The 14,630-nt window shown below is 72.8% G+C and carries 15 protein-coding genes and 1 tRNA gene; 15 read left to right on the top strand and 1 reads right to left on the bottom strand.

Going from position 1 to position 14,630, the window contains the following annotated elements; all coding sequences use genetic code 11:
* Both PLP61_RS08240 and PLP61_RS08235 read left to right on the top strand, forming a co-directional pair.
* Positions 1-248, top strand: a 248-nt coding sequence (locus PLP61_RS08240; protein ID WP_324502146.1) for a tyrosine-type recombinase/integrase, incomplete at its 5' end; no start/stop codon positions are given.
* Positions 241-2,805: a DEAD/DEAH box helicase gene (locus PLP61_RS08235; protein ID WP_324502144.1), complete on the top strand. Its 2,565-nt coding sequence runs from the start codon at positions 241-243 to the stop codon at positions 2,803-2,805. The genes PLP61_RS08240 and PLP61_RS08235, both read left to right, overlap by 8 nt.
* On the opposite strand, the gene PLP61_RS08230 is transcribed toward PLP61_RS08235, so the two are convergent.
* Positions 2,783-4,282 carry a sulfatase family protein gene (locus tag PLP61_RS08230; RefSeq protein ID WP_324502142.1) on the bottom strand — a complete coding sequence of 500 codons (1,500 nt, stop codon included), beginning with the start codon at positions 4,280-4,282 and terminating at the stop codon, positions 2,783-2,785. The two genes, PLP61_RS08235 and PLP61_RS08230, sit on opposite strands and share 23 nt — an antisense overlap.
* A 327-nt stretch (positions 4,283-4,609) precedes the next feature.
* Between PLP61_RS08230 and PLP61_RS08225 the strand changes: the two genes are divergently transcribed.
* From PLP61_RS08225 to PLP61_RS08165, 13 genes are all read left to right on the top strand, one after another.
* Positions 4,610-5,470 (top strand): ParA family protein, encoded by an 861-nt coding sequence (locus PLP61_RS08225; RefSeq protein WP_324502139.1) that lies wholly within the window; start codon positions 4,610-4,612, stop codon positions 5,468-5,470.
* The gene (locus tag PLP61_RS08220; protein WP_324502137.1) at positions 5,467-5,778 is read left to right on the top strand and encodes a hypothetical protein; all 312 of its coding nucleotides are present in this window, start codon (positions 5,467-5,469) and stop codon (positions 5,776-5,778) included. Before PLP61_RS08225 ends, PLP61_RS08220 begins: the two co-directional genes overlap by 4 nt.
* Positions 5,775-6,608 carry a segregation and condensation protein A gene (locus tag PLP61_RS08215; protein ID WP_324502135.1) on the top strand — a complete coding sequence of 278 codons (834 nt, stop codon included), beginning with the start codon at positions 5,775-5,777 and terminating at the stop codon, positions 6,606-6,608. Before PLP61_RS08220 ends, PLP61_RS08215 begins: the two co-directional genes overlap by 4 nt.
* A 50-nt stretch (positions 6,609-6,658) precedes the next feature.
* Entirely contained in the window at positions 6,659-7,228 is a 570-nt protein-coding gene (scpB, locus tag PLP61_RS08210) for an SMC-Scp complex subunit ScpB (protein WP_324502148.1), read from the top strand.
* Entirely contained in the window at positions 7,225-7,986 is a 762-nt protein-coding gene (locus PLP61_RS08205; RefSeq protein ID WP_324502133.1) for a pseudouridine synthase, read from the top strand. The genes scpB and PLP61_RS08205 overlap by 4 nt, the downstream gene beginning before the upstream one ends.
* A gap of 60 nt (positions 7,987-8,046) precedes the next feature.
* Positions 8,047-8,439, top strand: a complete 393-nt coding sequence (gene aroH, locus PLP61_RS08200; protein WP_324502131.1) for a chorismate mutase — start codon at positions 8,047-8,049, stop codon at positions 8,437-8,439.
* Positions 8,436-9,503, top strand: a complete 1,068-nt coding sequence (locus tag PLP61_RS08195) for a prephenate dehydrogenase (protein WP_324502129.1) — start codon at positions 8,436-8,438, stop codon at positions 9,501-9,503. The genes aroH and PLP61_RS08195 overlap by 4 nt, the downstream gene beginning before the upstream one ends.
* A gap of 10 nt (positions 9,504-9,513) precedes the next feature.
* Complete coding sequence (cmk, locus tag PLP61_RS08190; protein ID WP_324502128.1) at positions 9,514-10,191, top strand: (d)CMP kinase; 678 nt, start codon at positions 9,514-9,516, stop codon at positions 10,189-10,191.
* A complete protein-coding gene (locus tag PLP61_RS08185) occupies positions 10,188-10,958 on the top strand; it encodes a lysophospholipid acyltransferase family protein (RefSeq protein WP_324502126.1) in 771 nt (256 codons plus the stop codon). The genes cmk and PLP61_RS08185 overlap by 4 nt, the downstream gene beginning before the upstream one ends.
* Complete coding sequence (der, locus tag PLP61_RS08180) at positions 10,955-12,289, top strand: ribosome biogenesis GTPase Der (RefSeq protein WP_324502125.1); 1,335 nt, start codon at positions 10,955-10,957, stop codon at positions 12,287-12,289. Before PLP61_RS08185 ends, der begins: the two co-directional genes overlap by 4 nt.
* Before the next feature lie 4 nt (positions 12,290-12,293).
* Positions 12,294-12,902, top strand: a complete 609-nt coding sequence (locus tag PLP61_RS08175; protein ID WP_324502123.1) for a class I SAM-dependent methyltransferase — start codon at positions 12,294-12,296, stop codon at positions 12,900-12,902.
* A gap of 70 nt (positions 12,903-12,972) precedes the next feature.
* The gene (locus tag PLP61_RS08170) at positions 12,973-14,250 is read left to right on the top strand and encodes an HNH endonuclease signature motif containing protein (protein ID WP_324502120.1); all 1,278 of its coding nucleotides are present in this window, start codon (positions 12,973-12,975) and stop codon (positions 14,248-14,250) included.
* Between the two features lie 75 nt (positions 14,251-14,325).
* Positions 14,326-14,399 (top strand) — tRNA-Pro (locus PLP61_RS08165).
* The last annotated feature ends 231 nt before the right edge of the window (positions 14,400-14,630 follow it).

Genomic DNA, 14,630 nt, shown 5'->3' with positions numbered 1-14,630 from the left:
CGCGGCAGATCGCCTGTTGGGTCCTGGCCCGGGCCGCCGACCGGGCCGGCATGACTCGGGAGGTCTCCCCGCACACGCTGCGCCACTCCTTCGCCACCCACCTGCTCGAGGGCGGGGCGGACGTGCGCGTCGTCCAGGAGCTGCTGGGGCACGCCTCGGTCACCACCACCCAGGTCTACACGCTGGTCACCGTCGACAACCTGCGCGAGGTCTACGCCACCGCCCACCCCCGGGCCCTGGATGGCTGAGCTGCAGGTCCCCGACGGTCCGGTCACCGAGGACGGGGTGTACGAGGTGTTCACCGCGTGGGTGGCCGACCAGGGGCTCTCGCTCTACCCCCACCAGGACGAGGCCGTCCTGGAGCTGCTGAGCGGCAGCAACGTCGTGCTCGCCACCCCCACCGGCTCGGGCAAGTCCCTGGTCGCGACCGCGGCGGCGTACCTGCAGCTGGCCAGGGGCGGTGAACGAGCCTTCTACACCGCGCCGATCAAGGCGCTGGTCAGTGAGAAGTTCTTCGCGCTCTGCGAGGTGTTCGGCGCCGCCCACGTCGGCATGCTCACCGGCGACGCCTCGGTCAACGCCGAGGCCCCGATCATCGCGTGCACCGCCGAGGTGCTGGCCAACATCGCGCTACGGGAGGGCAGCCGTGCCGGGGCCGGCGTGGTGGTCATGGACGAGTTCCACTTCTACGCCGAGCCCGACCGGGGCTGGGCCTGGCAGGTGCCGCTCCTCGAGCTCACCGGCTCCCAGTTCCTGCTGATGTCGGCCACCCTGGGCGACGTCACCGACCTGGCCGCCGACCTCACCCGGCGCACCGGCCGGGACACTGCCGTGGTCGACGACGCCGTCCGACCGGTGCCGCTGTCGTTCTCCTGGGCGATGACCCCGCTGGCCGAGACCCTCGAGGAGCTGGTCACCACCGGTCAGGCCCCGGTCTACGTCGTCCACTTCACCCAGGCGGCCGCGGTCGAGCACGCCACCTCACTGCTCGGCAAGGGGCTGGCCGCCGCCGGCCCCGTGGACCGGACCGCGATCGCCGCACACATCGGCGCCTTCCGGTTCGGCGCCGGCTTCGGGCGCACCCTGTCCCGGCTGCTGCGCAGCGGCATCGGCGTGCACCACGCGGGGATGCTGCCGAAGTACCGCCGGCTGGTCGAGACCCTCGCCCAGGCCGGGCTGCTCCGGGTCATCTGCGGCACCGACACGCTCGGCGTGGGCATCAACGTGCCGATCCGGACGGTGCTGTTCACCGGTCTCACCAAGTTCGACGGCAACCGGCAGCGCGTGCTGCGCACGCGCGAGTTCCAGCAGATCGCCGGGCGGGCCGGCCGTGCCGGCTACGACACCGCCGGCTACGTGGTCGTGCAGGCCCCCGAGCACGTCATCGAGAACGAGCGGGCCAGAGCCAAGGCGGAGGCCCGCAACGCCGCCAACCCCAAGAAGCGCAGCAAGCCGCAGCTGAGGAAGCCCCCCGAGGGAACGGTGGTGTGGAGCGAGCAGACCTTCGACAAGCTCGTCTCCGGCCAGCCCGAGCCGCTGCCGTCGCGGATGAAGGTCGACAACGCGATGCTCATCAACGTCCTCGCCCGCGAGGAGGACGCCTTCCCGGTGCTGCGGCGTCTGCTCACCGACAACCACGAGTCGCGACGCCACCAGCTGCGGCTGGCCAGGCGGGCGGTCCGGCTGGTCCGCAGCCTGGTCCGCTCCGGGGTGGTCACCCGGCTGCCGCAGCCGGACGAGTTCGGCCGACGCTACGTGCTCACCGTGGACCTGCCGCCCGACTTCGCCCTCAACCAGCCGCTGGCCCACTTCGCGCTGGCCGCCCTGGACGTCTTGGACCCCGAGGCGGAGACCTACACCCTCGACATCGTCTCGGTCGTCGAGTCCGTGCTCGAGGCACCGCGGCAGGTCCTGCTCGCCCAGCAGTACGCCGCCCGCGGGGAGGCGGTGGCGGCGATGAAGGCCGAGGGCGTCGAGTACGAGGAGCGGATGCTGCTCCTCGAGGAGGTCACCTGGCCGCAGCCGTTGCGGGAGCTGCTCGAGGCCACCTACGCGACGTACCGCCAGACCCACGCGTGGCTGCCGGAGGAGGCGCTCGACCCCAAGTCGGTGGTGCGGCAGATGTGGGAGCTGGGGATGGGCTTCACCGACCTGGTGTCGCGCTACCAGCTGGCCCGCTCGGAGGGGCTGGTCCTGCGGTACCTCAGCGACGCCTACCGGACCCTGCGCCACTCGGTGCCCGAGGCGCACCGCACCCCGGAGCTGGAGGTGCTGGTGGAGTGGCTGGGGGAGACGGTGCGGCAGACCGACTCCTCGCTGCTGGACGAGTGGGAGGCGCTGACCCACCCCGACAGCGTCCGCGACGACGTCGCCCACCGGACTCCCGGCCCGCCGCCGCGGCCGCTGTCCCAGCAGGACCGGGCCTTCCGGGTGATGATCCGCAACGCCATGTTCGCCCGGGTGCAGCTGTGCGCCCGCGACGACGTGGCCGGGCTGGCTCGGCTGGAGCGGGCGATGGCCGAACGGACCGACCCGCCCGGGGAGGTGGTGATGACCGAGGCGGCCTGGGACGAGGCGCTGGGGGAGTACTACGCCGAGCACGACCGCATCGACACCGGTGCCGACGCCCGGGGGCCGGCCCTGCTGGACATCGCCCCGGCCGAGGGCGGCGTGCGCCGGGTGCGGCAGACCCTGGCCGACCCGGCCGGGCACCACGACTGGGTCCTGGAGGCGCTGGTCGACCTCGACGCCTCCGACGAGTGCGGCGAGCTGGTGCTGACCGTCAGCGGGCTGCGCCAGCTCTAGGCAGCGGGCCGAACCGTCGGTTGCAGGAGTCGCCGGCGCAGCCCTCGAGACGGCGCAGCCGATGGAGCAGTTCCACCAGGACTCGGTGGTAGCGCGACCGGTGCGCCACGCTGACGCCCTCGAAGGGGTTGGTTCGCCGGTCGTAGAGGTACGTCGCGCCGCTGCGAGCCTCGCGCATCAGCGTGTACCGGGCTGTCCAGACCCCCCGGAACTCCCAGCCGTCCGGGGACCTCCGCCTGGTCGTCCCCGTCTGCACCAGCTGGGTGTCCCGCCAGCGCCCTGCTCCCGCACCTCCTGCCTCCCCGGAGAGCAGGCCGGCGAACGAGCGGCCGTCCATCACCCTGCCCGCCGTTGCCCCGGCGAGGTCGACGAAAGTGGGCGCCAGGTCCGCCAGGGTAACCGGCAGTGAGGAGGTGACCGCGTGGTCCATCCCGGGCACCCGCACCACCAAGGGAACCTCGAGGGCCTCGCGGTAGAGCTTGTTCTTCCCAAGCAGCCGGTGCTCACCGAGCAGGACCCCGTTGTCCGAGGCCAGGACCAGGTAGGTGTGGTTGAGCTCGCCGGTGGCGCCCAGCACCCGGACCAGGCGGGCGACCGCGTCGTCGACGTCCTGCAGGGACTGGATCCGGGCGGTGAAGAGGCGCTGGATCCCGGCGGGATCCAGCGCTGGGCGGCGCAGCCCGGCGTACGGCTGGTCCGGGCCGCCCGCGACGTTGAAGGAGGGCTTCGCCACCACCGGTGCCCGCACGTGCGTCAGGACGTTCCGGTGCCGCGGGGTGGGAAGAGGGTGCCGGAAGCGAGCGTCCCCGGTCTCGGTCGTGCCGGTGTAGCGGTCGTGCGGCGGGACGTGGGAGGCCCAGATGAAGAAGGGCTGCCCGCTGGCGGAGAAGGTGCGGACGTAGCGTGCGGTGAACGAGGAGATCACCGGGGTGACGTTCCTGTGGTACGTCCGCCGATGGCCGTTGCGCAGAAACGTGGTGGCGGTGTAGCCGTACAGGCTGCCCACGCTGGGGCTCCACGCGGTCCACCCACGAGGGCGCCCGTCGGCCCGGGTGTAGCCGTTGAGGTACTTGCCGATCATCGCGGTGCGGTACCCCGCGCGCTGGAGCCAGCGCGCGAGGGTGTTCTGCTTCTGACGCAGTGCGTGGTAGCCGCCGTGGGGGCCGCTGTTCTCCCGCACGCCGTTGTTCTGCCCGAGCTGGCCGGTGATGATCTCCGCCCGGGCCGGGCAGCACACCGGTGCCGGGGAGAGTGCCCGAGTGAAGGTGACCCCGTGCCCGCCGAGCAGCCTCCGGGTCTTCGGCATCCAGCGCAGCTCGTCGAGGTTCTGGTCGTCGGTGGTGATCAGGATGAGGTTCGGCTGGACGGCGGAGGCCGCCGCCGCCCGGGCGAGCGTCGCGGTGCCGGACCCGACGACCGGTGGCAGCACCGCTCCGCCGGCGGCCCAGGTGGCTGCCAGCAGGGCAACCAGAGCCACGAGGAGTCGGGATGCGCGAGCGATGGTGGGATCGTACGTTGTGCACAGCGCTGTCCACAGGAGGCACGCCGCCTGTGGACGCACCGGGGGCGGGTGTGCACACGCCCTCAACAGATTCGGCGCGGGCCTGGGGGTATCGGGGGTCCGGGTTGTCGCTGTCGGAGGCCGGGCCTAGCCTTGCCCTGCTCGACGCGATGTCGTCGAGTCGACAAAGGAGTGCAGATGAGCAGTGGCCTGGGGTATCCCGGTGGTGTCGGCAGTGCCCCCGAGATGCCGCCACTGATCCCGTCTCCCGTTCCTCCCTCTTCCCCAGGAGACGAGACGCCGATGAGCGACCCCATCCCGTTCCCGGTCGGGCCCACCGGCCGGCCGCTGCCGGTGCTGCCCGAGCCGCCGCCGGTCACCGAGCACGGCCAGGCCCGGGTGATCGCCATGTGCAACCAGAAGGGCGGCGTCGGGAAGACCACCACCACGATCAACCTCGGGGCCGCGCTGGCGGAGTACGGCCGCAAGGTGCTGCTGGTCGACTTCGACCCGCAGGGCTCGCTCTCGGTGGGCCTGGGGCTGAGCCCGCACGAGATGGAGCTGACCATCTACAACCTGCTGATGCAGCGCGACGTCGAGCTCGACGACGTGGTGGTCCCCTCGGGCGTCCCCGGCATGGACCTGCTGCCCTCCAACATCGACCTGTCCGCCGCCGAGGTGCAGCTGGTGCAGGAGGTGGCCCGGGAGCAGACCCTGGCCCGGGTGCTGGCGCCTGCGCTGGAGCGCTACGACATGATCCTCATCGACTGCCAGCCCTCCCTCGGCCTGCTGACGGTGAACGCGCTGACCGCCTCCGACGGGGTCATCGTGCCGCTGGAGTGCGAGTACTTCGCACTGCGTGGGGTGGCCCTGCTCAAGACCACCATCGACAAGGTGCGCGAGCGGCTCAACCCGAAGCTCGAGATCGACGGGGTGCTCGGCACCATGTACGACGGCCGCACGCTGCACGGCCGCGAGGTGATGCAGCGGCTGGTCGAGGCGTGGGGCGACAAGGTCTTCCACACCGTCATCCGGCGGACAGTGAAGTTCTCCGACTCCACGGTGGCGGGTGAGCCGATCACGTCGTACGCCTCCAGCTCCCCCGGCGCCGAGGCCTACCGCCAGCTGGCCAAGGAGGTGCTGGCCCGTTGTCTCGACGGGTGAGCCTCCCGGCCGCTGACGACCTGTTCCGCCCGACCGACGAGCGGGTCCCGGACGAGCCGGCCGCCGTCGAGGGCAGCACGCCGCGGCGGCGACCCTCGGGCCGGGTCCGGCACGACGAGAAGATGACCGTCTACATCACCTCTGCCGAGCTGCTGCACCTGGAGCAGGTGCGGCTGCGGCTGCGGGCCGAGCACGGCCTGGCGGTGGACCGCGGCCGGCTGGTGCGCGAGGCGCTCGCCCTGGTCCTGGAGGAGTTCGAGGCCGATGGCGAGGAGAGCCTGCTGGTGCGGCGGCTGAGCGAGGAATGAACGACCTCGAGGAGTCACCGGGCTTCGAGGTGCGGCTGGAGAACTTCGAGGGCCCCTTCGACCTGCTGCTGAGCCTCATCGCCAAGCACAAGCTGGACATCACCGAGGTCTCGCTGTCCACGGTCACCGACGAGTTCATCGCCCACGTCAAGGCCGGGGGTTCGACGTGGGAGCTGGAGCAGACGACGTCGTTCCTGCTGGTGGCCTCGACCCTGCTGGACCTCAAGGCGGCCCGGCTGCTCCCGCAGGGAGACGTCGAGGACGAGGAGGACCTGGCGCTGCTCGAGGCCCGCGACCTGCTGTTCGCCCGGCTCCTGCAGTACAAGGCCTTCAAGCAGGTCGCCGCAGTCATGGAGCGCCGGCTGGCCGACGAGGGCCGCCGGCACCCGCGGGCGGTGGGGCTGGAGGAGCGGTTCGCCACCCTTCTCCCGGAGGTGCTGATCGGGATCGGGCTCGACCAGTTCGCTGCGCTGGCCACGCGTGCGATGGAGCCCAAACCGGTTCCCGAGGTGTCGCTGCACCACATCCACGCGACGCGGGTGAGCGTCCGGGAGCAGGCCGGCCTCATCGTCGAGCGGCTCCGGCGCAGCGGCACGATGACCTTCCGGGCGCTGTGCGGAGACTCCCCGGACACGGTCACCACCGTGGCGCGGTTCCTGGCCCTGCTCGAGCTGTTCCGCGAGGGGGCGGTCGGCTTCGAGCAGCTCACCCCGATGGGCGAGCTGACCGTGCGCTGGACCGGCACCGAGCAGGGCGAGATCGAGATCGACGACGAGTTCGACCAAGCGGGGCAGGACCAGGAGTCCGTGCCGGAGGAGGAGACGACGTGAGCGAGCAGCCCGCGCCCGAGCCGGTCGACGGCGGCACCCTGGAGGTGCCCATGGCCGACCTGCGACCGTCGCTGGAGGCGGTCCTGATGGTCGCCGACCAGCCGCTGGACGAGGTCACCCTCGCGTCCGCGGTCGGGTACGCCGTGGCGGAGGTGCGCGACGCGCTGGCCGACCTGGCGCGCGAGTACACCGAGCAGGGCCGCGGCTTCGAGCTGCGCCCGGTCGCCGGCGGCTGGCGCTTCTACACCCGTGAGGAGTACGCGGCGGTGGTGGAGGCGTTCGTGCTCGACGGGCAGCAGGCCCGGCTGACCCAGGCGGCGCTGGAGACCCTGGCGGTGGTGGCCTACAAGCAGCCCGTCTCGCGGGCCCGGGTCTCGGCGATCCGCGGGGTGAACGTGGACGGGGTGATGCGCACGCTGCTGACCCGCGGACTGGTCGAGGAGGCCGGGCACGACGGCGAGCACGGCGCCACGCTGTACCGGACCACCTCCTACTTCCTCGAGCGGATCGGCATCATCTCCCTCGACGAGCTGCCCGAGCTCGCGCCGTACCTGCCCGAGATGGCCGACCTCGAGGACGAGCTGGCGGCCGCGGAGCCGGCGCCCGAGGCGCCCGCGTGAGCCGTTCCGACGCGTCCGAGGATGGCCTGGTGCGGCTGCAGAAGCTGCTCGCACAGTCCGGCGTCGCGTCGCGGCGACGCTGCGAGGAGCTGATGCTGGCCGGCGAGGTCGAGGTCGACGGAGAGGTGGTGACCCGGCTGGGCACCAAGGTGGACCCCGCCACCGCGGTGATCCGGGTGCAGGGCAGGCGGCTGCCGCCGGCCTCGCCGCACGTCTACCTCGTCGCCCACAAGCCGCGCGGGGTGGTCTCCACGATGGCGGATCCGGAGGGGCGCCGGACCCTGGCCGACCTGGTGGCCGACCGGCCCGAGCGCCTCTTCCACGTCGGCCGGCTCGACACCGACACCTCCGGGCTGATCCTGCTCACCAACGACGGGGACTTCGCCCAGCGGATGGCCCACCCTTCCTTCGAGGTGGACAAGACCTACGTCGCCGAGGTCGAGGGGGACGTCGACCGCGCCGCGATCCGCACCCTGCTGTCCGGGGTGCTGCTCGAGGACGGCCCCGTGGTCGCCTCCCGGGCCCGGGTGGTCAGCCGCGGAGCCGGCGGGGCCGCCGGCCGCACCATCGTCGAGCTGGTCCTCCACGAGGGCCGCAACCGGATCGTCCGCCGGCTGCTGGACCAGCTCGGCCACCCGGTGCGCCGACTCACCCGGACTGCGATCGGGCCGGTGCGGCTGGGCTCGCTGGCCCCCGGCGCGGTCCGTGAGCTCACCCCCGACGAGCTGGGGGCGCTGCTGGACAGCGCGGGGATGTGAGTCCCGGCGGGACTAGGGTTGGCCCGACAGCGAAGCGGCGTGGAAAGCGAGGCGAGAGGCGTGGCCGTGCGGGCGGTGCGGGGCGCGACCCAGCTCGAGGCCGACACCCGTGAGCACATGCTCGTGCGGGTGGCGGAGATGGTGACCGCCGTGATGGACTCCAACGACCTGGCCGTCGACGACTTCATCTCGGTGATCTTCACCGCCACCTCCGACCTGGTCGCGGAGTTCCCGGCGTACGCCGCGCGGCGGCTCGGCTTCGGCGAGGTGCCGCTGCTGTGCGCGCGGGAGCTGGAGATCGCGGGCTCCATGCCCCGTGTGGTGCGCATGCTCGCGCACGTGGAGACCGACCTGCCCCGCGCCGACGTCACCCACTGCTACCTGCACGGCGCCGCGGCGCTGCGTACCGACCTGACCCGGGTGCGCTCGGTGCCCGACCAGGACCGGCAGTGACGCTGACCGGGCCCGTCCTGGTCGTCGGCACCGGGCTGCTGGGCACCTCCATCGGGCTGGCCTGCCGTCGGGCCGGCCTGGAGGTGCTGCTCTCCGACGTCTCGCCCGAGCACGTGCGCACCGCCTCGGGGCTGGGCGCGGGACGACCGGTGGCGCCGGGGGACCGCCCGCAGCTGGTGGTGGTGGCCGTTCCCCCCGACCTGCTGGGCCCGGTGGTCGTCGAGGCCCTGCGCGGCACCGACGCGGTGGTCACCGACGTGGGCAGCATCAAGTCGCTCCCGCTGCACGAGGTCGCCGCCGCCGTGACGCCCGAGCAGCTCGCCCGCTACGTCGGCAGCCACCCGATGGCGGGCAGCGAGCGGTCGGGCCCGCTGGCGGCGACGGCCGCGCTCTTCGACGCCCGTCCGTGGGCGGTGGCTCCGGCCGCCACCGCCGCACCCGAGGCCGCGGCGCTGGTGCAGGCGCTGGCTCGGACCTGCGGGGCTGTGCCCGTGGTGCTCACCCCGGAGGAGCACGACCGCGCCGTCGCCCGCACCTCGCACCTGCCCCACCTGATGTCGGTGCTGATGGCCGGCCGCCTGGTGGACGCACCCGCCGAGCACCTCGCGCTGTCCGGTCAGGGCGTGCGGGACGTGACCCGGGTGGCCGGCAGTGACCCGGCGCTGTGGCAGCAGATCGTGACCGGGAACGCCGAGGCGGTCCTGGACCTGCTCGCCGAGGTCCGCGAGCAGCTCGAGGAGCTGATGACGGCCGTCGCGGCAGGGGAGCGGACCGCGCTGGGCGGGCTCCTGGCGCGGGGCGTGGCCGGGACGCGCGCCATCCCCGGCAAGCACGGCGGGCCCACCCAGGACACGCTCTCGGTCTTCGTGTCCGTGCCAGACACCCCGGGTGAGCTGGCCCGGCTGTTCGCCGACGCCGGAGCCAGCGGGGTCAACATCGAGGACGTGCACATCGACCACGACCCGGGCCGGCCCACCGGACTGGTGGAGCTGGTCGTCGCCGAGAGCCGGGCAGAGACCCTGCTGGCCTGTCTGGAGTCTCGGGGCTGGGTCACCCACCGGTAGGGTGAGGCCCGTGAGCAGCACGCCGTCCGGCCTCGTCGTCGCCGTCGACGGGACCTCCGGCTCCGGGAAGTCCAGCACCTCCCGCGGGGTCGCGAGTCGGCTCGGACTGCGCTACCTCGACACCGGCGCGATGTTCCGGGCGATGACCTGGTGGATGCTGCGGGCCGGGGTGGACGTCCACGACGCCGCAGCGGTCGCCGCGCGCGCCGCGGAGCCCCGGATCGTGTCGGGGACCGACCCGCTGGCCCCGACGATCGCCGTCGACGGCACCGACGTGTCGGTGGCGATCCGCAGCGACGAGGTGAACGCGGCGGTGAGCCCGGTCAGCGCCGTCCCGGAGGTACGCCGGCGCCTGCTGGAGGTCCAGCGTGAGGCGATCGGAGCGGGCGGCATCGTCGTCGAGGGACGCGACATCGGCTCCGTCGTGGCTCCGGACGCCCAGGTGAAGGTCTTCCTGACCGCCGACCCGGCCGCCCGGGCCCAGCGCCGGGCCGCGGAGGAGGGTGGGGCCGACGAGGACGCCACCCGGGAGTCCCTGCTCAACCGGGACCGCATCGACACCGGACGTGCCACCGCCCCGCTGGTCCAGGCCGACGGGGCTGTCCACCTCGACACCACGGCGTACACCCTCGAGCAGGTCATCGACCAGGTGGTGGCCCTGGTGACGGCCGTGGGGGAGCGGGCGTGACCGGGTTCCGACGTCGCGCCCTGGCCCACCGCGAGCCGCCCCGCAGCGCGGACCTGCGGCACCCGCCGCGCTACCTGCTCCACCCGCTGCGCCCCGCGGCACGGGCGGTGGTGCGGACCCGGCTGGACGTACGGCTGCACGGCGCCGAGAACGTCCCCCCCAGCGGGCCGGTCATCCTGGCCAGCAACCACATCGGTGCCGTGGACGGGCCGGTGCTGGCGATCTTCAGCCCCCGTCCCGTGCACGCGCTGACCAAGCAGGAGATGTTCTCCGGCGCGGCCGGTCCGTTCCTGCACGCCTCCGGGCAGATCCGCCTGGACCGCTTCCACCCCGACCCCGGAGCCGTGAAGGCGTGCCTGGGCGTGCTGCGCGACGGCGGTGTCGTCGGGATCTTCCCCGAGGGCACCCGCGGGGCCGGCGACCTGCAGCGCCTCAAGCACGGCGCCGCCTACCTCGCGCTGGTGACGGGGGCCCCCGTCGTACCCGTGACCATCCTCGGCACCCGGGCGCCGGGGGAGGACAAGTACGCCACGCCCCCCAGGCACGCGGTGATCGATCTCGTCTACAGCCCCGCCTGGCAGGTGCCGGCGGTGCGGTGGCCACGCCGCAAGGAGCAGGTAGCCGAGGCGTCGGCGGCCCTGCAGGCGTACCTGCAAGCGGCCCAGGCGGCGGCGTTGGCCAGCACCGGCCGGGAGCTGCCCGGGCCGCTGCCGCCGGGCACCCCCGGAGCCGATGAACCCCCCGACCCGGCCCGAGGAGCAGCATGAGCGAGGAGACCTCCGGCCCGGTGCCCGTGCTGGCCGTCGTCGGCCGGCCGAACGTGGGCAAGTCGACGCTGGTCAACCGGATCCTGGGCCGACGCGAGGCGGTCGTGGAGGACCGTCCGGGGGTGACCCGGGACCGGGTCTCCTACGACGCCTCGTGGAACGGCCGCGCCTTCACCGTGGTCGACACCGGCGGCTGGGACCCGGGCGCCCGCGGCCTCGCCGAACGGATCGCCGCCCAGGCCGAGGTCGCGGTGACCCTGGCCGACGCCGTGCTCTTCGTCGTCGACGCGACCGTGGGCATCACCGACGCCGACGAGGCGGTGGTGAGGGTGCTGCGCAGGTCCGGCAAGCCGGTGGTGCTGGCGGCGAACAAGGTCGACGACCAACGCGCCGAGGCCGAGGCCTACGCGCTGTGGAACCTCGGGCTCGGCGAGCCGTTCCCGGTCTCGGCGCTCCACGGCCGGGGCTCCGGCGACCTGCTGGACGCCGTCCTCGAGGCGCTGCCGGAGACCCCGCCGGAGTCGTTCGCCGAGGTGGGCGGGCCGCGGCGGATCGCGATCGTCGGGAAGCCGAACGTCGGGAAGTCCTCGCTGCTGAACCGACTGGCCCGCGCCGAGCGGGTGGTGGTCGACAACGTCGCCGGCACCACCGTCGACCCGGTCGACGAGCTGATCGAGCTGGGCGGGCGCACCTGGCGGTTCATCGACACCGCCGGCATCCGCAAGCGGGTGAAGGAGGCCTCCGGCCACGAGTACTACGCCTCCCTGCGCACGACCACGGCCATCGACCGGGCCGAGGTCGCGGTCCTGGTGGTGGACGCCGCCCAGTCGCTGTCCGAGCAGGACGTGCGCATCCTGCAGACCGTCCGGGACGCCGGACGGGCACTGGTGATCGCGTTCAACAAGTGGGACCTGGTCGACGAGGAGCGCCGCCACTACCTGGAGCGCGAGATCGAGCGGGACCTGGTGCAGGTGCAGTGGGCGCCGCGCCTCAACGTCACCGCCCGCACCGGCTGGCACGTGGACCGGCTGGTGCCGGCGCTGGACCGCGCGCTGGAGGGCTGGGAGACCAGGGTCCCCACCGGCGCGCTGAACACCTTCCTGGGCCGGCTGGTCGCCGAGCACCCGCACCCGGTGCGCAGCGGCAAGCAGCCGAAGATCCTGTTCGCCACGCAGCCGTCCACCGCGCCGCCGACGTTCATCCTGTTCACCAGCGGTCGGCTGGACTCGGGGTACGAGCGCTACATCGAACGGCGCCTGCGTGAGGAGTTCGGGTTCGTCGGGACGCCGATCGTGCTCCAGCAGCGGCCCCGGGAGAAGCGCAAGAGGTGAGCCGGTGACCGACCGGACCGCGCACTGGGACGCGGTGTACGCCGCCCACGCACCCGACTCGCTGAGCTGGTACGAGCCGACCCCCGAGACCTCGCTGCGGCTGGTGCTCTCCCAGGGGCTGCCCCGGTCCGTCATCGACATCGGGGCCGGGGCCTCCACCCTGGCGGAGGCCCTTCTCGAGCGTGGGGTGCCGCGCGTGGCGGTGCTCGACCTCTCGGTGCGGGCACTCTCCCTCGCGGAGCACCGCGCGGCCGAACTCGGTCGTCACCTCACCACGATCGCAGGTGACGTCGTGCACTGGGTCCCCGAGGAGACCTACGAGGTCTGGCACGACCGGGCGGTCTTCCACTTCCTCACCGACCCGGCCGACCGCGCGGCGTACCTCGAGCGTGTCCGAGCCGCCGTCCCGCGAGGTCTGGTGGTCGTCGGCACGTTCGCGGAGGACGGGCCCGAGCGGTGCTCCGGGCTGCCCACCGCCCGCTACTCGCCCGCCGCGCTGCAGCAGGCGTTCGGTGAGGACTTCGAGCTCCTGCACGCCGAGCGCACCGAGCACCACACGCCCTCAGGCGCCGTCCAGCCGTTCACCTGGGGCGTGCTGCGGCTGGCCAGCTGAGCGTGCGAAGTTCTCGCGAAATGTTCACATCGGACGTTTAACGAACAGGTGTTCGGGGAATGATCCCTTCATGAACCCGTTGGCCGGCATCCCGCTCAGCACCTCCGCCGAGGTGCTCTCCTCCGCCGCGACTCTGGCCAGCGTGTCTCGGCGTGCCGACACCCTGCTCGTGGTCCGGGCCACGGAGTGGGCCGACCTGCACCCCACGCTGCCCGGCGAGGGGGGTGCTTTCGATGACGAGCACCTGCCGGGGGTGGCATGGGAGGCTCCGGCGGAGCTGGCGCTTGCTGTCGGGCTGTCCCACGACGCGGGCACCAGGCTCATCCACGAGGCGCTTGAGCTGCGCCACCGGCTGCCCCGGGTGTGGAGCAGGCTGCTGGCGGGCGAACTGCCGGCGTGGCGCGCCCGCCGGATCGCCGAGCGCACGATCGGCCGGCCCGATGACGTTGCGGCCCACATCGACGAGGCGGTCGGTCCGATCGCCCACAAGGTCGGTCCAGTGACTCTGGGCCGGCTGCTGGATGAGGCCATGCTGCGGCTGTATCCGCGCGAGCGGGAGCTCGCCCAGCTGGAGGCGCTGGAGGCGAGGCGGGTCCGGGTCTTCGAAGACGTCAGCCACGACGGCGTCGGCCTCGTCGAGATCAGGGCGGACCTGAAGGACATCATCGACTTCGACGCCACCGTGGGTCTGGTCGCGCAAGCGCTCGCGGAGCGCGGATGTGCGGAACCGCTGGACGTGCGCCGGTCGATGGCCGTCGGGGTCCTCGCGGACCCCCAGGGCGCCCTCGACCTGCTGACCGGGACGGCCCCCTCAGGGCGGCCTCGCAAGCAGATCCAGCTGTTCGTGCACCTGACCGCTGAGTCGCTGAAGGGCCTGGCCCCGGTGGGGCGCTGCGAGTGGAACGCCAGCGCCGTGCTCGAGCAGCAGGTCCGCAGCTGGTGCGGTCGCGAGGACACGCACCTGGCCGTCACGGGGATCCTCGACCTCAGCGAGCACCTCCAGGTGGACTCCTACGAGGTCCCCGAGAGGCTCGCCCAGCAGGTCGAGCAGCTGCACCACGCCTGTGCCTACCCGCACTGCACCCGGCGGGCGCGACGCTGCGACAAGGACCACCGCGTCCCCTTCCACGCCAACGGCCCGACCTGCTCGTGCAACCTCGCGCCGCTGTGTCGAAGACACCACAGGATGAAGACGTTCAAGGGGTGGCGCTACCTGCGCCTGGGCCCGGCCACCTACCTGTGGCGCTCTCCCCACGGACGGTGGTACGTCCGAGATCCGCAAGGCACGCTGGCCTTCGACGACCGCGACTGGACCGAGTGCCACCCCGAGGTTCCGCTCGCCTGCTGACCCGATGTGGGGTCCATCATCGCGGCTGCGGTAGGGTTCACTCCGCCTCGGTGGTCTTCGCCGACCACCGGGCAGCGGGCTGTGGCGCAGTTTGGTAGCGCACTTGACTGGGGGTCAAGGGGTCGCAGGTTCAAATCCTGTCAGCCCGACCGTGTGATGTCTCGAGACATCGGAATGGCCCGGACCTACAGAATGTAGGTCCGTTGGTCATTTCGGTGTGGGGCCTGGTGGTCTGCCTGTGGGCTGGTAGTCCTTGCGGGGGTCGATGGTGAGCTCGCGGAGGAGTTCGCCGGTGGCGGCGTGGACGATGCGGACGTCGAGGTCGTGGGCGGGCAGGTGACGTAGGTTCCGGCGTAGGTTCGGCCGACGCCGAGGTGGCG

Source organism: Nocardioides sp., from assembly GCF_035429765.1.
GTDB lineage: Bacteria > Actinomycetota > Actinomycetes > Propionibacteriales > Nocardioidaceae > Nocardioides.
This window is presented reverse-complemented; position numbering and strand designations above follow the sequence as displayed.